17 protein-coding genes and 1 pseudogene are annotated in these 21,208 nt (G+C 73.8%); 6 read left to right on the top strand and 12 right to left on the bottom strand.

All coding sequences use genetic code 11. The features are described 5' to 3' along the window. Positions 1 to 13 precede the first annotated feature (13 nt). From ACFYNO_RS18065 to ACFYNO_RS18020, 10 genes and pseudogenes are all read right to left on the bottom strand, one after another. A pseudogene (locus ACFYNO_RS18065) lies at positions 14 to 336 on the bottom strand (DUF190 domain-containing protein). Positions 337 to 398: 62 nt separating this feature from the next. Continuing rightward, positions 399 to 2,801, bottom strand: a complete 2,403-nt coding sequence (locus tag ACFYNO_RS18060) for an RICIN domain-containing protein (protein WP_388012527.1) — start codon at positions 2,799 to 2,801, stop codon at positions 399 to 401. Positions 2,802 to 2,886: 85 nt separating this feature from the next. Continuing rightward, positions 2,887 to 3,903, bottom strand: a complete 1,017-nt coding sequence (locus ACFYNO_RS18055) for a LacI family DNA-binding transcriptional regulator (RefSeq protein WP_388012524.1) — start codon at positions 3,901 to 3,903, stop codon at positions 2,887 to 2,889. 36 nt (positions 3,904 to 3,939) lie between these two features. Further along, a complete protein-coding gene (locus ACFYNO_RS18050; protein WP_388012521.1) occupies positions 3,940 to 5,733 on the bottom strand; it encodes a glycoside hydrolase family 36 protein in 1,794 nt (597 codons plus the stop codon). Positions 5,734 to 5,765: 32 nt separating this feature from the next. Continuing rightward, on the bottom strand, positions 5,766 to 6,611 hold the full coding sequence (locus ACFYNO_RS18045; RefSeq protein ID WP_388012518.1) for a carbohydrate ABC transporter permease: 846 nt from the start codon (positions 6,609 to 6,611) through the stop codon (positions 5,766 to 5,768). A 1-nt stretch (position 6,612) separates the two neighbouring features. Then, positions 6,613 to 7,569, bottom strand: coding sequence for a carbohydrate ABC transporter permease (locus ACFYNO_RS18040; protein ID WP_388012515.1), 957 nt, complete (start codon positions 7,567 to 7,569; stop codon positions 6,613 to 6,615). Beyond that, positions 7,566 to 8,933, bottom strand: coding sequence for an ABC transporter substrate-binding protein (locus tag ACFYNO_RS18035; RefSeq protein ID WP_388012512.1), 1,368 nt, complete (start codon positions 8,931 to 8,933; stop codon positions 7,566 to 7,568). Before ACFYNO_RS18035 ends, ACFYNO_RS18040 begins: the two co-directional genes overlap by 4 nt. 324 nt (positions 8,934 to 9,257) lie before the next feature. Further along, positions 9,258 to 10,136 (bottom strand): DeoR/GlpR family DNA-binding transcription regulator, encoded by an 879-nt coding sequence (locus tag ACFYNO_RS18030; protein ID WP_388012509.1) that lies wholly within the window; start codon positions 10,134 to 10,136, stop codon positions 9,258 to 9,260. A gap of 122 nt (positions 10,137 to 10,258) precedes the next feature. After that, positions 10,259 to 11,473 carry an RNA polymerase sigma factor gene (locus ACFYNO_RS18025; RefSeq protein WP_388012506.1) on the bottom strand — a complete coding sequence of 405 codons (1,215 nt, stop codon included), beginning with the start codon at positions 11,471 to 11,473 and terminating at the stop codon, positions 10,259 to 10,261. Next, positions 11,470 to 11,841, bottom strand: coding sequence for a YciI family protein (locus ACFYNO_RS18020; protein ID WP_388012503.1), 372 nt, complete (start codon positions 11,839 to 11,841; stop codon positions 11,470 to 11,472). The genes ACFYNO_RS18025 and ACFYNO_RS18020 overlap by 4 nt, the downstream gene beginning before the upstream one ends. Positions 11,842 to 12,170: 329 nt before the next feature. Between ACFYNO_RS18020 and ACFYNO_RS18015 the strand changes: the two genes are divergently transcribed. From ACFYNO_RS18015 to helR, 3 genes are all read left to right on the top strand, one after another. Next, on the top strand, positions 12,171 to 12,935 hold the full coding sequence (locus ACFYNO_RS18015; RefSeq protein WP_388012500.1) for a GNAT family N-acetyltransferase: 765 nt from the start codon (positions 12,171 to 12,173) through the stop codon (positions 12,933 to 12,935). A gap of 49 nt (positions 12,936 to 12,984) precedes the next feature. Then, positions 12,985 to 13,896: a lysophospholipid acyltransferase family protein gene (locus tag ACFYNO_RS18010; protein WP_388012497.1), complete on the top strand. Its 912-nt coding sequence runs from the start codon at positions 12,985 to 12,987 to the stop codon at positions 13,894 to 13,896. Positions 13,897 to 13,990: 94 nt separating this feature from the next. Beyond that, positions 13,991 to 16,156 (top strand): RNA polymerase recycling motor ATPase HelR, encoded by a 2,166-nt coding sequence (helR, locus tag ACFYNO_RS18005; RefSeq protein ID WP_388012494.1) that lies wholly within the window; start codon positions 13,991 to 13,993, stop codon positions 16,154 to 16,156. Between the two features lie 131 nt (positions 16,157 to 16,287). Here helR and ACFYNO_RS18000 read toward each other — a convergent pair whose 3' ends face one another. After that, positions 16,288 to 16,497 carry a hypothetical protein gene (locus tag ACFYNO_RS18000; protein WP_388012491.1) on the bottom strand — a complete coding sequence of 70 codons (210 nt, stop codon included), beginning with the start codon at positions 16,495 to 16,497 and terminating at the stop codon, positions 16,288 to 16,290. A 592-nt stretch (positions 16,498 to 17,089) separates the two neighbouring features. On the opposite strand from ACFYNO_RS18000, the gene ACFYNO_RS17995 reads away from it, so the two are divergent. The 3 genes from ACFYNO_RS17995 to ACFYNO_RS17985 all read left to right on the top strand — a co-directional run bounded on the left by ACFYNO_RS17995 (position 17,090) and on the right by ACFYNO_RS17985 (position 19,942). Beyond that, positions 17,090 to 18,136 (top strand): cytochrome P450, encoded by a 1,047-nt coding sequence (locus ACFYNO_RS17995; RefSeq protein WP_388012488.1) that lies wholly within the window; start codon positions 17,090 to 17,092, stop codon positions 18,134 to 18,136. A gap of 225 nt (positions 18,137 to 18,361) precedes the next feature. Continuing rightward, positions 18,362 to 19,150 (top strand): VOC family protein, encoded by a 789-nt coding sequence (locus ACFYNO_RS17990; RefSeq protein ID WP_388012485.1) that lies wholly within the window; start codon positions 18,362 to 18,364, stop codon positions 19,148 to 19,150. Between the two features lie 60 nt (positions 19,151 to 19,210). Continuing rightward, positions 19,211 to 19,942, top strand: coding sequence for a dienelactone hydrolase family protein (locus ACFYNO_RS17985; protein ID WP_388012482.1), 732 nt, complete (start codon positions 19,211 to 19,213; stop codon positions 19,940 to 19,942). A gap of 7 nt (positions 19,943 to 19,949) precedes the next feature. Here the strand turns inward: ACFYNO_RS17985 and ACFYNO_RS17980 are convergent, their stop codons facing one another. Then, the gene (locus ACFYNO_RS17980; protein ID WP_388012479.1) at positions 19,950 to 21,155 is read right to left on the bottom strand and encodes an MFS transporter; all 1,206 of its coding nucleotides are present in this window, start codon (positions 21,153 to 21,155) and stop codon (positions 19,950 to 19,952) included. Positions 21,156 to 21,208 lie beyond the last annotated feature (53 nt).

The following is a 21,208-nucleotide window of genomic DNA, read 5'->3' as shown; positions in this document are numbered from 1 at the left end:
CTGCGGGTGGGGCTCAGCGGAAGCGGAGGACGGCCACCTGTTCCAGCGTCACCAGCCGGTCGGCGGCGAGCTCGGCGAGCTGCGGCAGGAAGGCGCGCAGGCGCGACTCGGTGTCCACGATCACCACGACCACCGGCAGGCCCTCGTCGAGCGAGAGCAGCCGGGTGGTGTGCACGGCAGCGGAGGCGCCGAAGCCCCGACGCCGTGGAAGACGCTGGCGCCGGCCAGTCCGGCGTCACGGGCACGGTGGACGATCTCGCGGTAGCGCGGGTGGTGGTGCCAGAGGTCGTCGTCGGCGAGGTACACGGTCAGGCGCAGTTGCTGCTCTTGGTCCATCGCCCCAGCGTCGCCGACCGGGCGGGTGCCCAGTCGGCGGCGCGCGGAGGGGGTGGTGGGGGTCAGCCGGTGACCTGGACGGTGGCGGTCTGGCCGGCGGTGACGGAGACCGTGGCGGTGGTGAAGGCGGCGCCGTCGATGGTGGCGGTCGTGACGGGCCGGGCCACCCCGTTGACGGTGATCCCGGTGTGGCTGCCGGGGAACCGGGCGGTCCAGCTGAGGGTGGCGCCGGCGGTGTTGGTGAGGGTGGACCTGGTGGTGCCGTCGTGCCGCAGGGTCACGGTGCTGGCGCCGACCGGGATGGAGCTGAGTTGCAGATAGCCGACGCCGGTGGGCAGTTGGGCGGTGGTGGCGAGCGCGTGGCCGGCCGCGTCGGGCTGCAGGCCGAGCAGGCCCTGCACGGTCTGGCTGAGCAGGGTGTAGGAGACCTCGGGGTAGTCGCCGTTGAGGAAGCCGCCGGAGTGCTCGGTGTTGATCTGGCCGTAGACGTACTGCATCCACTTCCAGCCGGTGGCGCTCATGTTGTGCGCGAAGAAGACGTCGGGCAGGTAGGTGAGGGCTTCCAGGTTGTCCGGCATGCCCGCGCCGGAGGCCTGGGAGTCGATGTAGTCCAGGTACGCGGTCTGGCGGCTGTCGGAGTTCATGATGCCCTTGAGCGGCATGAACCAGGAGTTCTCCTTGCCCCAGTCGGTGTAGGCCCTGCCGCTGGTGTCGTAGGCCCGCACCACGGTGTTCGCGTTGTTCGGGTCGACGCTCCAGGTGGAGTTGTAGTAGCTCTTCAGCCGGGCGGCGGCGTTGGTGTAGGCGGTGGCGCCGGCGGTGTCGCCCTTGGCGGTGGCCAGGGCGGCGGCGGCCAGGCAGGCGGCGTACTGGGAGCCGATGGAGTCGCCGGACTCGGCCAGGGTGGCACCGTTCTCGTTGTAGCTGGCGACGCCGGTGAAGATGCTGCCGCTGTTCGCCTCGGCGATCGGGATGCCGTTGTTGTTGATAGGGCCGGTGTGGCCGGCGATGAACGGGCCGACGGTGTTGGCGACGTAGGCCGACAGGGTCGGGTCGTCGAGGTAGTCGCGGTCGCCGGTCCACTGGTAGGCGTCGCCGACCTTCTGGGCCAGCTCGAACGGTGCGGGCAGCTCGCGCACGAAGCTGGTGGCGGAGCTGTAGTCGACCGAACCGGCGGTGGCGGCGTCGAAGTTGACGGACCAGTAGGGGTCGTAGCCCTGGGCCTGGGTGGCGGAGGCGGCGAACGCCTTCAGCATGGTCTTGTTGTCGGCGTCCAGGCCCAGCAGATGGGCGCCGGCCAGCTGGTGGGCGAAGTCCCGGGAGTAGAAGTCCGAGCGGTACGGGTACCCCGCCCAGTAGGTGTTGCTGTAGACGCCCTGCGAGGTGCCGCCGGTGTGGTTCTCGTCCGCGTTGATCGGGCCGGTCGAACCGGGCTGGCTGACGAAGGAGTTGGCCTTGGTCTTGGCCCAGTCGAAGAGCGCGGTGAGGGTGGCGTTGTCGGTGCTGATCTGCGGGTCGTTGGGGGCCGACCGGGTGACGGTGACGTCGTCGGCGTTCACCCAGCCGCCCGCCGCCGAGCCGATCACCAGCGCGACGGTGTCTCCGGCCTTCACCTGGATGCGCGGCACGGTGTACTGGGCGTAGACGGCCTGGGCGGGCAGGGTGACCGAGCCGGCGGTGCTGCCGTTGACGGCGACGGAGAGCGTGGCGCCGGCCGCGCCGGTGGCGATCCAGGCGCTGAAGTCGTAGCTGCCGGCCACGGGGGCGGTACTGCTCTGGCTGATCGTGTAGCCCGTTCCGGCGTCCAGGTAGGCCAGTTGGCTGCCGCGGTGCGGGTTGTTGGCGGCGGTGCCGGCGTGCGCGCTGAAGGTCCAGCCCGTGCCGCCCTGTTCGAAGCCGGGGTTGGCGAGGACCAGCGGGTCGGCGCGCTTCAGCAGCCACTCCTGGTTGGGTCCGCCGCCGCAGGTGAACTGCTGGATCTGCACGCCGGGGGTGCTCGAGCCGTAGGGCAGGTCCAGGCAGAGCGCGCTGTTCTGCGGGTGGATCACGGTGCTGCCGTCGGCGGCGATGCCGAGGGTGAACTGCTCGTTGGCGCCGCCGTTACAGGCCCACTCGATCAGCGCGGCGCCCGAACCGGTGGAGCCGCCGCTGACGTTGAGGCAGGAGTCGGCGTTGGCGCGGTCGGCGATGGTGTAGCCGCCGCTGCCGTTGGCGGTCAGCTGCCAGCGCTGGTTGAGCAGGCCCTGGCAGGGCTGCTGCACCACGGGGGTGAGGTTGGCGGTGCCGGCCCACTGCCCGCCCAGGCAGAGGCCGGAGGCCGCGGAGGCCAGGGTGTAGGAGCCGCCGGAGACCACGGCGTCGCTCGCGGCGCGGGCCGCGCCGGCCGGCAGCAGGGTGAACGCGCCGGCGGCCAGCGAGACCAGGCCCAGGTGGGCGTGGGGCCTGCGGCTCTTGAGGTAGGACATGGGGATCCTCCTGGGGGGTGGGGGACGCGCCGGCGTGCGGGGGTGGGGTGCCGCCGGTCGCGGTGAGGGTGCGCCGGAGCGCCGCTCAGTCGAGCGGGCGCCGGTCGTGGTGGGGGGCGGTCGTGCCGCGCACGACCACCTCGGGTTGGAACATCAGCTCGCCGGTGGGTACCTGACGCTCCGTCATCAGCTGCGCCAGGCCCCGGGCGACGGCGGCGGCAAGCCGGTCGACGGGCTGGCGGACGGTGGTCAGCGGCGGGTCGGTGAACTCCATCAGCGGGCCGTCGTCGTAGCCGATGACGGAGACGTCCTCGGGCACGGCCAGGCCCTGGCGGCGGGCGGCCCGGATCGCGCCGAGCGCCATCTGGTCACTACAGGCGACGATCGCGGTGGCGCCGCCGGCGATCAGCTGGTCGGCCGCGAACCGGCCGCCCTCCACCGTGTAGCTCTGCCGGACCACCAGGTCGGTCCCGCCGAGGCCGAGGGCGGCCATCGCGGCCCGGTAGCCGGCCACCCGCCGGTCGGCGGGCCGGTTGCCGGCCGGGCCGGCCGCCATACCGATCCGGCGGTGGCCCAGCTGGTGCAGGTGGCGCACCGACAGCTCGGCCGCGTAGCCGTCGTCGGTCGAGTAGGCGATCGAATGACCGCCCGCCAGCCGGCCGTTGATGCAGACATAGGGCACGCCGCGGCTCTCCAGCAGCTGGAGCACCTCGGGCTCGACCACGTCCAGGGTGTTGCTCGCGGAGCAGAAGACGATGCCCACGGCGCCCAGGTCGAGCAGCGACCTGAGGTAGTCGCGCTCCTGCACCCCGCCGGGCAGCGACGGGCAGATCACGGCCCGCAGGCCGTGCGGGGCCAGCGCGATCCCGATCTTCTCGGCGAGCACGCCGAAGATCGGTATCGACAGCCCCGGGGTGATCACCCCGACGATGCCGCCGGTGGTGACGCCGCGTTCGTAGCCGAGCGCGTCCAGCGCCTGCTCGACCACCTGGCGGGTCTTCTGCGAGACACCGTTCTTCCGGTTCAGCACCCGGCTGACGGTGGCCACGCTGACGCCCGCGCGCTCGGCCACCTCGGTGATCCCGACCTTCTCCTGCTGCACCGCAACCCCCTGGTCGTGGTCGTCCTGTGTGGTGGGTCAGACCTCGGTGAGGCGGCCGAGGCCGCCGGGGGGCACCGGGAGGCGGTGGACCCCTTCGCCGAGCGTGAGGGTGACTGCCGGCTGCGGGCGGCCGGCGGCGTCCCACCGGTCCAGCCGCAGGATGCGGTCCGGGCCGGTCAGTTCGGCGAGCAGCCGGTCGGCGGCGGTGGCGTTGACCAGGGTCAGGCCGGGCAGTTCCGCGCTCGCCGCCGCCAGCGGGCGGTCGGTGAAGGCGGTGATCACCTGCCGGTCGCCGTGCCGGGCGGTGATCTGCGGGTAGAGCTCGTCGGGGCGGCCGGGCTCGTAGTGGCCGCCGAGCAGGACCTCGCGCAGTTCGCGCCAGGTGGCCAGCCAGAAGGCCAGCGTCTGCCGGTGCGGCTGGGACATCTCGCTGAGCCTGGCCGAGACCTGCGGCACGGCGTGGAAGGCGCCGAGCAGCTGGCGGGCGACCGTCTCCGGCTCCGCCCGCGGGTCCCACATCATCGGGTCCGAGTGCACCGCGCCACCGGGGGCGAGCAGCGCGATGTCCAGGGTGCGGACCCGGTTGGCCACCGTGTCGGCGGGGCAGTCGTTGGCGCGCAGCTGGTTGCCGAACGCCGCCATCGCCGGGCCGGTGTAGGGCTGGCGAAGCTCGATGACGAACTCGTCCCCGCGCAGCGCGTGCAGCTCCTCGCGCAGCCGGGTGAGCAGCGCGGCCATCGCCTCGCCGACGTCGTGGACGTAGCCCGGGCCGGCGTCCGCGGGGGCGGGTGCGCCGGTGTACGCGGCGGCGGCCTCGTCCAGGAAGTCGACCTTGAGACCGTCCAACCCGTAGTCGGCGACGGCGGCGCAGCAGGTCCGCACGAGGTGCTCGCGCACCTCGGCGTGCCGGGGGTCGAGGATGCGGCAGTCCAGGGTTCGGCTGTAGTGGGGCGCGAGGTGCGCCAGCTCGCCGTGGGCGGCGGAGCGTTCGCCGAGCAGCAGCGGGGCGATCCAGGCGGTGTAGCGCAGGCCCAGCGCCCGGACGGCGGCAACGTGGGCGGCCAGGTCGGGGAACTTGGCCGGGTCGGCGCGCCAGTCGCCGCAGCCGGAGTAGCCGCGGCCGCTGCCGTGCAGCTGCCAGCCGTCGTCCAGGTAGAGCTGGCCGAAGCCGAGTTCGGCGGCCAGCCCGGCCTCGCGCTCGACCTCGGCCTCGTTGACGTCCTGGGTGAACGCGTACCAGGTCGAGTAGACCGGGGTGCGGCCGAACTCCGGTGTGGGCAGCGGGGTGAAGCCGGACCGGGTGCCGTACCAGTCGCGCAGTTCGCGCAGCGCGGCGGCGTGCGACCGGCCGGGGGCGGCCAGGCGCAGGCGCAGCGGGGTGTCCGGGGTGAGGCGGCAGCGCAGCCAGACGCCGAACCGCTTGTGCTCCTCGGAGACGCCGAACCGCACGGCGGTCTGCCGGACGGTGCGGTCGGCCGCGAAGGCCAGCAGCGCCGACCCGTGGCTGTCGTAGAGCACTCCGGCCGGGGCCGAGTCGATCAGCGAGACCGCGCGCCACGGGGACCAGTCGGCGGGGAGCGTGCGTGCCCAGCCGGCGTCGGGGTGCCAGTAGCCGGCCGCGTCGCCGAGCGGCACGTCCAGCCGGACGGTCACCTCGGTCGGGGCGGCCGCCGTCAGCAGGGCCGTTGAGCCGTCCGCCGTCAACTCGACCGTTCCGCCGGTCTGCACGGTGACGCAGGTGCCGTGCAGCTCCAGGCTCGCGGCACCGGGGTGCCAGTGGTCGGGGGTGAAGGTGGGCAGGGCGGCGGTGTCGATGGAGCCGGTCTCCACTGGAGGCCTTTCTGCGGGGATGGGTTCCCAGGTCACTGCTTGACGGCGCCGGCCAGCATGCCGGAGACGAAGTGCTTCTGGAGGAAGAGGAACAGCACGGCCATCGGGATGGCTCCGGCGGCGGTGCCGGTGAGGAGCTGGCCGTAGTCCACGTCGGAGCTGCCGGTCAGCGAGGCCAGCGAGACGGGGATGGTGTACGAGCTGGGGTCGCGCAGCACGACCAGCGGCCAGAGGAAGTCGTTCCACTGGAACAGGAAGAGGAACATCGCCAGCGCGGCGAGGTTGGGCCGCATGGTGGGCAGCGCGACCTTGAAGAAGAGCCGCAGCTCGCCGCAGCCGTCGATCCGCCCGGCCTGCAGCAACTCGTCCGGCAGCGACTTCATCGACTGGCGCATCAGGAAGATCCCGAACGGCAGCGCCAGGTTGGGCAGCAGGACGGCCTGGTAGGTGTTGAGCCAGCCCAGGTTCACCATCATCTTGAACAGCGGCACGATCGTCAGCTGCGAAGGCACGACGAGGGCGAGCAGCAGGACCGAGAAGAGGAAGCCGCGGCCGCGGAACCTGTACTTGGCGAAGCCGTAGCCGGCCAGCGTGCAGACGATGCCGCCCAGCAGGGTGTAGGCACCGGCGATCAGCACCGAGTTGAGCACCACCCGGCCGAAGCCCACCGAGGCCTGGAGGTGGGACAGGTTGGCGCCGAGCTGGTCGCCGGGCAGCAGCTTGGGCGGGCGGGTGAAGATCTGCTGGGAGCTGTGGGTGCTGGCGACGACCAGCCAGTACAGCGGGGCCGCGGTCAGCGCGAGCAGCACCAGCAGGGCCGCGGTGAGCAGGACTTGGCCGCGGGCGGTGGCGCGGAAGGCGGGGCCGGTCAGGGCCATCTCAGTCCTCCTCCTTGGCGAGCTTGATCTGGACGAGACCGAAGACGGAGATGATCAGGACCATGGCGTAGCCGATCGCACTGGCGTAGCCGAAGTCGAAGTAGCGGAAGCCGGTCTGGTAGAGGTAGACGCCGATGGTGGTGGTGGCGTTGTCGGGTCCGCCGCCGGTCATGATGAACGGCTCGTCGAACAGTTGCAGCGTGCCGATCGTCGACAGCACCGTGGTCAGCACGAGCGCGGGGCGCAGGCCCGGCAGGGTGATGTGCCAGAACCGGCGCCAGGCGCTCGCGCCGTCCACCGCGGCGGCCTCGTACTGCTCGTCCGGGATGCCCTGGAGGCGGGCCAGGTAGATGACCGCGTTGTAGCCGGTGTAGTGCCAGGTCAGCGCGAGCATCACGGAGACCTTGGCCCAGAACGGGTCGGTCAGCCAGTGCACTTCGGGCAGTCCGAGGGTGTGCAGCAGCCAGTTGACGGCGCCCGAGTCGGGGTTGAGCAGGGCGCCCATCATCAGGCCGTAGGTGACCAGGCCGGTCACCACGGGCAGGAAGAACCCGAGCCGGAACAGCGGCTTCCAGCGCAGCAGCGCCGAGTTGAGCGCCACGCCCAGCCCGAGGGCGAGGACGAGCATGACCGGGACCTGGATGACCAGGATCTCCAGGGTGTTGCCCAGTGCCTTCCAGAACAGCGGGTCGTGCACCAGCCGTTGGTAGTTCCCGAGCCCTGCCCAGCTCTGTGCCATCCCCTCCGTGTGGTACAGGCTGAGCAGGAACGACCAGCCGATCGGATACAGCCGGAACGCCGCGAACAGGGCCAGCGCGGGGAGGACGAACAGGTACGGTGCCGCCTTGGCGCCGTTCCAGCGCGGCCCGCGCGCGGCCTTCGGCTCGGCCGGACCGCCGGGCGCGCCCGGCCGCTTCGGCCGCTTCGGCCGCAACGAGTCGATCACGGTGCCGCTCACGCCTGCGACCTCTTGGTCTGCTGGGCGAGCTGGTTGGCGGCGTCCTTGAGCACGGTGGCCGGGTCGGCGCCCTGGAGCAGGACCTTGGTCTGGGCGTCGTCGACGAGCTTCAGCGCGCGCGGGTAGTCGGAGGTGTAGTTGGTGGGGGCGGAGGGCTGGGTGAGCTCCTGGATGAACACCTCGGCGTACTTCTGGCCGCCGAAGAAGGGCTCGGGCTGGTGGAAGACCGGGTCGTCGTAGGCCTTGAGCAGGGCGGGGAAGATGCCCTTGTCCTTGAAGATCTGCACCTGGGACTCGGGCCGGGTGAGCGCGAACTCGGCGAAGGCGAAGGCGGCCCGCTGGTTCTTGCTGGTCCCGGCCACGGCCAGGTGGGTGGAGTTGACGATCGCCGAGCGCGAGCCGCCCGCGGTGACCGCCGGCGGCAGCATGACCCGCCAGTCCCCGCTGCTGTCGTTGGCGAAGGTCGCCATGTAGCCGCCGTACCAGGCCGGGTCGGGGCAGAGCGCGACCTTGCCGGCCTTCACGGCGGCGTCGTAGGTGGAGGTGCCGGGCGAGCCCTGCACGTCGACCACCAGGCCGGCGTCGTTCAGCTCCTTGATCAGGGTCAGCGCCCGCACCGCCTCGGGCGAGTTGACGGTGATCTTGCCGTCCAGGTTGAACAGGAAGGTGCCCTGCAGCTGCATCAGCAGCTGGAGCAGGTTGGCGGAGTCGGCGGCGGAGGCGGACTTGTCGATGGCGACCAGGCCGGTGCCGGTGGCGGTCTTGACCTTCTTGCCGGCGGCGATCACGTCGTCCCAGGTGCCCAGCGTCGCGGGGTCCACGCCGGCCTTCTTGAAGAGGTCGTCGCGGTAGTAGAACCCGGCCGCGTTGGCCTCCCAGGGCAGGGCGTAGACCTTGTCGCCGCGCGAGACGGTCTGCCACATGCCGGGCGCGAAGGCGTTGGCGTACTGGCTCGCGCCGAGCTTGGAGAGGTCGGCCAGGCCGCCGGGGAACTTCTCGATGTAGTTGGGCAGGTAGTCCACGCCCAGGTGCAGCACATCGCCCAGGCCCTGGCCGCCGGCCTCCATCCCGATGGTGATCTTGTCCCAGATCGCCGGGTTGCCGATGTCCTGGACGGTGACCTTCACCTTGGGGTGCACGGCGTTGAACCCTGGTACCAGTGACCGCAGTTCGGCCGCCGGGTTCTTCCAGCTCCAGACCGTGACCGAACCCGACAGCTCACCCGAGCCGCCCGAGTCGCCACCGGTGTTGCTGGAACCGCTGCAGGCCGCGAGAACCGAGGACCCGCCGGCGAGCACCGCCGCGGCGCCCAGGCCCTTCAGGAACCCCCGACGGCTCGGCTCGCCCGCGATTCTCTTCACCATGTCCGGTCTTCCTTCCTTGGAGCGCGGAGCCCCGCCGCACTACGGGGCCGGGGGACGCGCCTGGTCCAGTCGGCGCCGCTCGGCAGCCGCTGCGCCGCCTGGATGCCCGGCGACTGATGAGGAAGGTAGTCATCCGCACAGAAGTAAACAAGAGGTTTCGTCAGATTTTCGTCGCATCATGCGAAAACGTTACGGATAGCACGTCAGATTCTGACTGGTCAGACATCACCCCACCGCGCTGAGCTTGCGAAACGCGTGAGGTCCAGGTGACAGCAGGCCGCCCTCGGACACCCGTAGTGAGCGTTCAGTTCTGATGAGTTGTGTTCAGTTCGCCGCGGCGCAGGCCGGCATGGAGCCCGGCACAGCACCCAGCACGGCACGGCCGGCGGCCGAGGCGGCGGCGCCGTCGGGATCGGTGCAGACCGCGTCGACCTCCTCCAGCGCGGCGAACTGCGCCAGCGAGCAGGTGCCGAAGGCCGCCGGTTCGGCGAGCAGCACCCGCCGCCGGGCGGCCCGGAAGAGGTGGTGGCGCAGCTCGGCGTCGTCGAGGTCACGGACCGTCAGCCCGGCCGCGGGCTCGGCGCCGACGCAGTCCACGTACGCGGCGTCCAGCCGCACGGTGTCCACCGCGGCGACCGCGAGCGGTCCGACCAGCAGGTCGCCGGGGCCGCGCTGGCCGCCGGTGATGATCACATCGGGCGCGCCGCGCCGCCGGTCCAGGATCGCGGCGATCCGCAGCGAGTTGGTGATCACGGTCAGCCCCTCACGGCCGACCAGCTCCTCGGCCAGTGCCTCGGCGAGCGGGCCGCCGGTGAGGCCGACGGCGCTGTCGGGCCGCACGGTGGCCGCGGCTTCGGCCGCGATCGCCCGCACGCCGGGGAGTGCCGTGGCCTGCGCCGGGCGGGGCGGCGGCTCGGCGCCGACCGCCCCGCCGTGCACCCGCAGCGCGCACCCCTCGGCCTCCAGCACGGCCAGGTCACGCCGCACGGTGACCGGGGAGACCGCCCAGTGCCGGCTCACCTCGCCGGTGCGGACCATGCCGCGCCGGCGCAGCTCGGCCCGGATCCAGTCCCGCCGCTCGCAGCCGAAGACGGCATCGGCCTCCGAGACCGCCGAGACCGCCGATTCGCGCCCAGCGCGGTCGGGGTAACGGTCGGGGTAGCGGTCGGGGTTGCGTGCTCCGCCGGCTGGCGAGTCGGCCATGACCGGCCCCTCCTCTTTCGGCCTGGCGCGGTGGACGCGCCTGAACAGCTGTCAAGGAAGGTAGTGAAGCGCACAGACCAGGACAAGTCCTTTCACGCACTTTTCGCTGTGCAGAGCGAAAATCATGGTCGGATCCGGCTCGCCCGCCCCTCCAGGTAGCGCCGCTCGGCGAGGCTGGCGGTGGCCTTGGCGGCCTGCCGGTACTGCTCGTGGGCGCCGGCCAGGTCGCCGGTGCGCTCCAGCAGGTGCGCCCGGACGGCGGGCAGCCGGTGGTTCCCGGCCATCCGGGTGTCGCCGTCCAGGGCGGCCAGCAGGGCGAGCCCGGCCGCGGGGCCGGCGGTCTCGGCCAGCGCGATCGCCCGGTTGAGGGTGACCACCGGGTTGGGCGCGATCCGTTCCAGGATCAGGTAGAGCGCGTGCACCTGGGCCCAGTCGGTCTCCTCCGCCTCGGCGGCGTCGGCATGGGTGGCGGCGATGGCGGCCTGCAGCACGTAGGGCCCCAGCGCGGGGCCGGCCAGCGCGGCCTTGACCAGCGCCATGCCCTCCGCGATCAGCGCGCCGTCCCACTGCCCGCGGTCCTGCTCGGCCAGCGGCACCAGGTCGCCGGCCGGGGTGGTCCGGGCCGCCCGGCGGGCGTGGGTGAGCAGCATCAGCGCCAGCAGCCCGGTCACCTCGTCGTCCTCGGGCAGTCGGGCCTGCACCGCCCGGGCCAGCCGGATCGCCTCCCGGGCCAGGTCGGCCCGCTCCAGCGCGCTGCCGGAACTGGCGGTGTAGCCCTCGTTGAAGATCAGGTAGAGCACGTGCAGCACCACCCGCAGCCGGGCCTGCCGCTCCTCCCCCGCAGGAAGCACGAACTCGCTGCCCGCGGCGCGGATCCGCTGCTTGGCGCGGCTGATCCGGGCGGCCATGGTCGCCTCGGGGACCAGGAACGCGCGGGCGATCTCGGCGGTGGTCAGGCCGCCGACGGCACGCAGGGTGAGCGCGGTCTGCGAGGCGGGGGTGAGCACCGGGTGGCAGCAGAGCAGGAGCAGCACCACGGTGTCGTCGGTGTCCGGCACCTCCTCGGGCGGCACCTCCAGGGCGGTCGCGGTCTCCCGCTCCCGGCGGGCCCGGTCGCTGCGCAGCTGGTCGACCAGTCGCCGGGTGGCGACCGTCAGCAGCCAGCCGCGCGGATTCTCCGGCAGGCCCTCGCCCGGCCACTGCAGGGCGGCGGCGAGCACGGCCTCCTGCACCGCGTCCTCGCAGCTCTCGAACTGCCCGTGCCGGCGGACCAGGGTCCCGAGGACCTGCGGCGAGAGCTCCCGCAGCAGGTCCTCGACGGTCGGCGTGATGGTCATGCCTCCAGGTTGCCGCACTGGAACATCACCTGGCGCAGTTCCACGCCCAGTCCCTCGATCGCGGCGTCGGGGATCTTCGCGGCCAACTCGACCGCCCGGTCCCGGTCCTCGCAGTCGATCAGGTAGAAGCCGCCCAGGTGCTCCTTGGCCTCCAGGAACGGCCCGTCGGTCACCACCGTCCTGCCGTCCCGCACGCTGACCACGGCGGACCGCGAGGGGTCGGCCAGCGCCTGGGTGGTGACCAGTTCGCCGGAGGCCTTCAGCTCCTCCAGGAAGGCCGCGTGGCCGGCGCCGACCGCCGCCTTCTCCTCGTCGGTGAGCGCGTCCAGCACGGCCGGGTTGATGTGCAGGCCGATCAGGAACTGCATGGCGTCCTCCTGGTTCTCGCGGGCTCCGGTCGGTGCCCTTTCGGCGGTGGGTCGGAGCCGACGGCGCGGTCTTGACATCCCCGGCACGGGTTTCGCGGAAAGTTCCCGCCGCCCCTCCGGTAGCGTGGCCGCGTGTCCCGGCCGGATCGGCCGGGGGCCGGTCGAGTGACGGTCGTGCAACGTGTTGCGTTCCCGGTCCCGGCACGGCGTCCATTCAGCGAGTACACATCTGGACTCCCCCGGTTGGCCACCTCGATGCCAGCCGGAGCGGCGAGAAATCAGGCGCCAGGCATTCCACCTGCCGCACGCCCCCGCCGGAGGACTCCGCCATGACCGTAACTCCGCTGCGCCCGGCTCCCGCCTCCGTGGCGCCACCCCGCTACGAACTCGCCTTCGCCAAGGACCTCGACGACGTGCGCGGCGCCCAGCGCCTGCGCCACCAGGTCTTCGCCGAGGAGATGGGCGCCGTCCTCGACAGCCCGCTGCCCGGCCTGGACATCGACCCGTTCGACGACTTCTGCGACCACCTGCTGGTCCGCGACCTGGAGACCGAGACGGTGGTCGGCACCTACCGGCTGCTCCGCCCGTCCCAGGCCGCGCTGGCCGGCCGGCTCTACTCGGACAGCGAGTTCGACCTCTCCCGGCTCGCCGGCCTGCGCCCCGACCTGGTCGAGGTCGGCCGCTCCTGCATCGCCCCCGAGCACCGCGGCAACGGCGCGGTGATCAACCTGATGTGGGCCGGCATCGCCCGCTACCTGGTGGACACCGGCCACGAGTGGGTGGCCGGCTGCTGCTCGGTCCCGCTCGACGACGGCGGCGCCTCGGCGGCCACCGTCTGGGACACCGTCTCGGCCAAGTACCTGGCGCCGGAGGAGTACCGGGTGACGCCGCTGCGCCCCTGGGACCCGGCCGGCCGGGCCCGCGCGCCCCGCACCCCGGTGCCCGCGCTGCTCCGCGGCTACCTGCGGCTGGGCGCCTGGGTCTGCGGCACGCCCGCGCACGACCCGGACTTCAACGTCGCCGACCTGTACGTGCTGCTCTCGCTGCGCCGGACCGACCCGCGCTACCTGCGGCACTTCCTGGGCGAGGCGTGAACGCGCGGCGGCTGACCGGGCCGGGCGCGGAGGGCCGATGAGTGCCTGGATGCCGACCGCACCGTGCACGCCCGAGGACTGCGTGGAGCGGCCGGCGGCCGCCGTGGGACCGCTCCGCCGGGCCGTGCGGATCGCGGCGTTCGCCGGGTCGCTGGTCGGCGGCCTGGCGCTGGTGCCGGTCGGCCGGTGGATCCCGGCGCGGCTGCGGGACCGGCTGATCCGGTCCTGGTGCCGGCTGCTGCTCGGCTCGCTCGGGGTGCGGGTGCGCACCGGCGGCGCGGTGGACCGCGGGCCGGGGCTGCTGGTGGCCAATCACATCTCCTGGCTGGACATCCTGTTGATCGCCGCGGTGGCGCCGGGCCGGATGCTGGCCAAGACCGAGGTCGGGCACTGGCCGGTGCTCGGTCCGCTGATCGGCCGGGGCGGCACGCTCTTCATCGACCGGGAGCGGCTGCGCTCCCTGCCGGGCACGGTGGCCGAGATCGCGGCGGCGCTGCGGCGGGGCGAGCGGGTGGTGGTCTTCCCCGAGGGCAGCACCTGGTGCGGCCGGGCGGGCGGGCGGTTCCGGCCGGCGCTCTTCCAGGCCGCGATCGACGCGGACGCGCCGGTCCGTCCGATGACACTGCGCTACCGACTGGCGGACGGCGGCCCGACCACCACGCCCGCCTTCGTGGGCGACGACGCGCTGGGCCCGTCGATCTGGCGGGTGCTCGCCCTGCGCGGACTGGTGGCGGAGGCGGTCTTCGAGCAGCCGCTGCCGGCCGGCGCCTGGCAGGGCGGTTTCCGCGCCCAGGGCCGGCGCGAACTGGCCCGGGCCGCCCAGGCCGTGGTGGACCGCCACCGCGACGGCGTGGTCCGGCCGGCTGACCGGGACTCAGGAACCTACGCGGGAAACAGCGCAGGAAACACCGCAGAAAACAGTGAAGGCAAGCGACTCGAACCCATCGCTTGCCACTCCTAACGTATACCGCACCGGGGGCCTTGCCGCAAGGCCCCCCGTCTCCCGCACAATCGCTCTCCTGACCCGGTACCGGCGGATGTGGGAGAGGCACGACGTGCGCGAGGAAGCGACCACCAGCGAAGCGGCGAGCAGCGCCTTCGACCTGCCCGAGCGGCTGGCCGCCAAGGCCGATCCGGCGCTGATCGCGGCCGACGAGCGGCAGTTCGAGGCCATCGCGGCCGCCCTGGCGCGGACCGTCGCCGAGCTGTCGGAGCAGCTGGAGACGGTGCTCCGCGCGCCCGGCGGCGCGGGCCGCGCGGCGATGGACCGGGACGCCGAGGTGCACCGGCTGACCGGCCGGCTGCGGGCGCTGCGCCGGTTCGGCCTGGACCTGTGCCTGGGTCACATCGCGGGCGCGGACGGCGCGGAGCCGCTGTACATCGGCCGGCTCGGGCTGACCGACGCCGACGGGCGCCGGCTGCTGGTGGACTGGCGCTCCCCCGCCGCCGAGCCGTTCTTCGCGGCCACCCACGCCAACCCGATGGGCCTGGCCAGCCGGCGCCGCTACCGCTGGACCGACGGCCGGGTGACCGACTTCTGGGACGAGGTGTTCACCCCCGAGGGCCTGACCGCGCGGGCCGCGCTGGACGACCAGTCGGCCTTCATCGCCGGCCTGGGCGCCAACCGCTCGGAGCGGATGCGGGACGTGCTGGCCACCATCCAGGCCGACCAGGACGCGATCATCCGGGCCTCCTCGCGCGGCGCGCTGGTGGTGGACGGCGGCCCGGGCACCGGCAAGACCGTGGTGGCGCTGCACCGCACCGCCTACCTGCTGCACGCCGACCCGCGGCTCGGGCAGCGCCGCGGCGGGGTGCTCTTCGTCGGCCCGCACCAGCCCTACCTGGACTACGTCGCCGATGTGCTGCCCAGCCTGGGCGAGGACGGCGTGCGCACCTGCACCGTGCGCGACCTGGTGCCCGAGGGCGCGACGGCGCCCGAGGAGCCCGACCCGGAGGTGGCCCGGCTGAAGGCCTCGGCCGGCTGGGTGCAGGCGGTCGACCGGGCGGTGCGGATCTACGAGGAGCCGCCGACCGAGCCGCTGACGGCGTCGACGGACTGGGTCGACGTCCGGGTCACCGCCGCGGACTGGGCCGAGGCCTTCGAGGCCCGCGACCCGTCCGTCCCGCACAACGAGGCCCGCGAGCAGGTGCTGGACGAGCTGCTGTCGATCCTGGTGGAGCAGTACGAGGACGACGAGGAGGTGCCGCCGGAGCTGCTGCGCCGCGCGCTGCGCCGGGACCCGGAGCTGGTCGGCGCGCTGCACAAGGCCTGGCCGCTGCTGGAGCCGGCCGACCTGGTCGGCGACCTCTGGACGGTCCCCGCCTACCTGCGGCTCTGCGCGCCCTGGCTCTCCGCCGAGCAGGTGCGCGCGCTGCAGCGCCCGGACGCCCAGGCCTGGACGGCCGCCGACCTGCCGCTGCTGGACGCGGCCCGGCGGCGGCTCGGCGATCCGGGCGCGGCCCGCCGGCAGCAGCGCAGGCGGGCGGCCGAGGCCGCCGAGCGGGACCGGATGGCGGACGTGATCGCCGACCTGGTGGCGGCCGACCCGGACGGCGAGGGCGCGGTGACCATGCTGCTGCACCAGGACCTCAAGGACACCCTGGTGGACGACACGGCGCTGCCGGGCGCCGAACACGACCGGCTGGCCGGCCCGTTCGCGCACATCGTGGTGGACGAGGCGCAGGAGCTGACCGACGCCGAGTGGCAGATGCTGCTGCAGCGCTGCCCGTCGCGCAGCTTCACCGTCGTCGGCGACCGGGCGCAGGCCCGGCAGGGCTTCGCCGAGTCCTGGCGGGAGCGGCTGGCCCGGGTCGGCCTGGACCGGGTGGAGGTGGCCCCGCTGGCCGTCAACTACCGCACCCCGGCAGAGGTGATGGCGGAGGCGGAGAAGGAGATCCGGGCCGCGCTGCCGGACGCCAACGTGCCGGTCTCGATCCGCACCGACGGCCTGCCGGTGCGCCACGGCGCGGCGGCCGATCGGGACGCGGTGCTCGGCGAGTGGCTGGCCGCCCACCCGGAGGGGGTGGCCTGCGTGATCGGCGACCCGTCCTTCGCCGGGCTGCCCCGGGTCCGCTCGCTCACTCCGCAGCTGGCCAAGGGGCTGGAGTTCGACCTGGTCCTGGTGGTGGAACCGGCGGCCTTCGGCGAGGGCGTGGCGGGTGCGGTGGACCGCTACGTCGCGACGACCAGGGCGACCCGGCAGCTGGTGCTGCTCGGCTGACCGCCCGACCCGCACTCACCCGTTCCGTCCAACGGCCTTGCGGCGCTAGCGGCCTGATCGATCGTCGGCTCGGAGCAGCGACCGCAGCAGGACCGCCACGGCCAGCCCCCCGAGCAGCAGTAGGGTGCCGGTCAGTCCTCCTCGGGCTCCTCGGCGTCCCACTGCTCGTTGTTGCGCTGCGCGGTCTCCAGCGCCCGGGAGGCCTGCTCCGGCGAGTCGAACGGCCCCAGCCGCTCGCGCGCCGGGCAGTGCCGGCCGCGCTCCACCCGGTGGTGCTCGAGGCAGTAGTACCACTGCTGCGGCAGACCGGTCTCGCCGTCGATCTCGATGCCCGCGGACATCGCACCTCCCGTGCTCGCTGACGCTGCTCCCTGCGCCGATCCTGCGTCAGGGCGGGCCGGGGCGCCCGCCGCACTGCGCCGAACCGGGCGGCGGGGCGGGTGCCGGACCCGTCAGCGCTGCGCCGTGATCAGTCCGGCCGCGGATGCGCACCAGCACCTCGGTATCGGCGGGCACCTGTCGAACGGTCATCGATCCTCCTGATCGGTCGTCACCACCCTGCACCGCCGGCGGCCCCCCTGCCGAGGGCCGAAGGTCCCGGATCGCGGGCGACCGAAGTCCCGCCGCCCGCCCGGATTTCCGCACCGCGGGCGAAAGGGGAATTCCCGATCCCGTTTCGGTGCATTCCGTGACCATAGATCGATACGCCACTCGAATCCGGCCGGAAATCGACCTTCCCCGCAGGGAGCCGACGGAATGTCAGATCGGCTGTTCCCTTTCTCTGAACGGTCGTCTACTATCGATCCACGGGCCGGAAACGCCGACTGCTGCCGTCTATTCGAGGTGGAGGTGGTGAGGATGGGATACCAGCGCCGACTCCGGCGGGACCCATTCGAATACCTCAGCGAACTCCGTGAGCAGTATCCCGACGGAATGCTCCGGCTGCCCTGGGGCGGCTGGTGCGTCAGCGATCCCGGGGCCGCCGAGGAACTGCTGCGCGGCCCGGAGTTCAACGGGGGCCGGTCCGGCTTCTTCGGCGACCTGCTGCCGACCAGGGAGTCCCAGGTCGCCGTGGGCCACGCGGTCCGTGACGAGCTGCGCTCCCGGCTGCCGGAGTACCGCGCCGCGCTGGCCCGGGAGGCGGCACTGCTGCCGGCCCGCAGCCGGTGGCCGGAAGCGGCGACCGACCTGGTGCACCACGCGCTCGCCGATCTGCTGCTGCGCCCGGACTCCCCCGCGCAGCTGCGTGCGTTGATGAACAAGGCGGTGCACGGCGGGGTGCTCTTCCAGGCGCCGGGCGTCTGGCAGCGGGCCTGGGCGGAAATCCTCCGGGCCCGCTTCATCGAGGCACTGACCGAGCACATCGGTCAGCGTCACAAGGATCGTTCGACCAGGAACCGTGATGTGTTGGACGCGGTGCTCGGCTCCGTTCCCGAGGGGCTGGCGGACCGGACCGCGGCCGAGGTCTTCCTGCTGGTGTTCCGCTCGGTGGTGGCGCCGGTCAGCGCCTCGCTGGCCTGGGCCGTGCTCCTGGCCGCCACCCGCCAGGAGGGCGGCGGGCCGCTGCCCTGGCCGGCCGACCAGGTGGTGCGGGAGGCGCTGCGGCACCGGCCGATGGTCTGGATGGTCGGCCGCAGCTGCCCGCACGCCGCCGAGCTGGCCGGGCGGACGATCCCGGCGGGCGAGGTGGTCTCGGTCAGCCCCTACCTGCTGCACCACGACGAGCGGGTCTGGCCGGACCCGCAGGAGTTCCGCCCCGAGCGCTGGTCCGGGCCGCACCGGCCCGGACCCTACCTCCCCTTCGGGGCGGGCCCGTTCACCTGCGCGGGCGCGGCGGTGGCGCAGGAGTTGATGGCCGCGGCGCTCGGCGCGCTGACCGGTGGCGGTGCCCGGATCACCGTCACCGGCGGCGACCTGCGCCCGGCCATGGTGGAGGGCGCCGTGCCGCGGCCCTTCACGCTCCACCGCACCGCCCCGTAGGCCCCTGCGAGACCGGAAGGAGGTGACCGTGATGGCTGCCGTGCTGCACCGCGTCCTCAACCGCAAGCCCGCCCGCATCTGGTGGTGGCCGTAGCAGGCCCTCGGCCGGGCCCGTCCGCCCCGGGCGGGCGGGCCCGCTCCCGTGCTGTCGTGGTGTCTCCTCGCATCCCGGCCGCGGCTGCGGCAGAGTGCCCGCAGGACCACACCACCGCGGAGGACAGCCCCTTGCTCTCGACCGACTTCGCCCTCGGCGCCCCGAACTGGATCGACCTCGGCACCCCCGACACCGGGGCCGCCGCGGCCTTCTACGGCGCGGTGCTCGGCTGGGAGTTCCGGTCGGCCGGCCCCGAGGCAGGCGGCTACGGCTTCTTCACCGCCGACGGCCTGACGCTCGCCGCCGCCGGCCCGCCGGCCGAGCCGGGCGCCGCCTCCGCCTGGACCGTCTACTTCCACTCGGCCGACGCGAACGCCACCGCCGCGGCCGTCGAGCGGGCCGGCGGCCGGGTCCGGGTGGCCCCGGCGGACGTCTTCGAGGCCGGCCGGATGGCCCGGTTCACCGACCCGACCGGCGCCGACTTCGCCGTCTGGCAGCCGCGCGGGACGGCCGGCCTGGACGCCGTGAACCGGCCGGGCGCGCTCTGCTGGACCGAGCTCTACACCACCGACGGCGCGGCGGCCCGGGAGTTCTACCACGCGGTCTTCGCCTGGACCCACCAGGAGCAGCGGATCGGCGAGGAGCTGGTCTACACCCGGCTCTCCCCGGCCGGCGCCGCACCGGGCGGCGAGCTGGGCGGGCTGCTGCAGCTGCAGCAGGTCCACCTGGACGCGGGCTCCACCTCCGAGTGGCACCCCTACTTCGCGGTGACGGCCTGCGAGGAGGCCTACGCCACGGCGCTGGAGCGCGGCGCGACGGTGCTGATCCCGCCGATGGACGTGCCGGGGATGGGCCGGATGGCGATGGTCACCGATCCGTTCGGGGCGCCCTTCGCGCTGCTGGAGTCCGCGGCGGTCTGAGCGCACCGGCCCGCATAGGATGCCGATCATCACCGTCCGACCGACAGCACGGGGGAACTGATGACCGGTCAGTGGCAGGAGCTGGGCACGCCCGGCGGCATCGAGGCGTACGTCCACCGCCCGGCGGGCGAGGTGCGCGGGGCCGTGGTGGTCTGCTCGGAGCTCTACGGGGTGAACGGGTACGTGCGCGGGATCTGCGCCGAGCTGGCCGGGCTCGGCTACGCGGCCGTCGCGCCGGACTTCTACTGGCGCGACGCCCGGCGCACCGAGCTGGGCTACTCCGCCGAGGAGCGCGAGGCCGGGCTGGTGCTGATGCGGGCGCTGGACCGGGACCGGCTGGTGGCGGACTCGGCCGAGGCGCTGCACCTGGCCCGGGCCGAGGCGCGGGGCCGCGGGGTGGCGTTCCTCGGGCTGAGCATGGGCGGCCACATCGCGGTGCGGGCGGCGACGGCGCTGCGGTTCGAGCTGGCCGCCGTCTTCTACCCGGGCTGGCTGCTCAACTCGGGCATGCCGCTGGTGGGTCCGGTGCCGCCGCTGGAGAGCGCGGAGCGGATCGCCGCCAACGGGGTGTACCTGCTGGGCTTCTGCGGGGAGCTGGACCACATCCTGCCGCCGGCCGAGTGGCAGGCCGCCGAGCAGCGGCTGGCGGAGGCCGGGGTCTCGCACGAGCTGGTCACCTACCCGGACGCCCGGCACGGCTTCGCCTGCACCGACCGGCCCGCCGACCACCACCCGGCGGCCGCCGCGGACGCCTGGCAGCGGGTGCACCGGGCGCTGGGCGAACTGCTCTGACGCACCGTCAGGCCCGGCGGAACCGGCGGTTGGTCAGGTAGAGCGCGGCCATCGCGCCGATGGTGAGCAGGCCGCCGCCGGTGACGGCCCCGCCGGTGCCGACGACGGCGGCCGCCGCGCCGTGGGCGAAGCCGGCCAGCCGGGGCCCGCCGGCCGCGATCACGGTGTCCGCGCCTTGCAGGCGGCCGCGCAGGTCGTCGGTGGCGGCGGTCTGCAGCAGCGTCTTGCGGAAGACGCCGAGCGCGACCAGCGCTCCCCCGGCCAGCGCCAGCAGGGCCAGCGCGGGGGCCGGAGAGCGGGTGAGGCCGAAGCCGGCGATCGCCGCGCCCCAGAGGCAGACGGCGGCCGCCAGCGCAGCGCCGGGGCGGCGGGCCCTGGTGAAGGTGCCGGAGCAGAGGCCGGCCAGCACGCCGCCGATCGGCAGGGCCGCGTAGAGCGGGCCCAGGGTGCCGGGCCCGTAGGTCTCGCGGGCGAGCTGCGGGAGAAGGGCGTGCGGCAGGCCGAGGAAGAGGGCGGCGAAGTCGGCGAGGTAGGCGACCCGCAGCACGCCGTTGCCGGCCACCGCGCGGAACCCCTCGGCGATCTGCCGCAGGCCGACCCGGCGCACCCGCCGGCGCTGCGTCGGGGGTAGCGGGGGCAGCTTCCGGACCGCCCAGAGGGTCGCGCAGAGCGCGGCCGCGTCCGCCAGGTAGAGGGTGCGCACCCCGGCCACGGGCAGCAGCAGCCCGGCCAGCAGCGGCCCGGCGATCCCGGCGCTCCAGGAGGCGGTGGACTGCAGCGCGTTGGCGGCGGGCAGCACGGCGGCCGGCACCAGGCGCGGGGTGACGGCGCCGGAGGCGGCGGCGTTGGCCCCGAAGAGCGCCTGCTGCACCGCGACCAGCGCCAGCAGCGCCGGCACCGAGCCCGGTAGCAGGCAGGACTGCAGCCAGAGCAGTACCGAGACCGCCCCGATGCCGCCGTTGGTGACCAGCAGCATCCGCCGCCGGTCCACCGCGTCGGCGACCGCCCCGCCCCAGAGCGCCGCCACCGCCATCGGCCCGAAACCGACCAGCGCGGCCAGGCCCACCTGGGCCGAGGAGCCGGTGAGCGCGTAGATCCGCACGGGGATGCTGACCGCCGTCAGCTGCGCCCCGACCGCCGTGACCGCCCCCGCGCCCCAGACCCGCGCGAACTCCCGGTGCCGCAGCGGCGCCAGGTCCATCAGTAGCCGCATGCCCGATCGCCCCGTCCCGTTCCGTCGATGACCGGGCCGATGCTGGGGCTTGC

The organism is Kitasatospora sp. NPDC006697, from assembly GCF_042869935.1.
GTDB lineage: Bacteria > Actinomycetota > Actinomycetes > Streptomycetales > Streptomycetaceae > Kitasatospora.
This window is presented reverse-complemented; position numbering and strand designations above follow the sequence as displayed.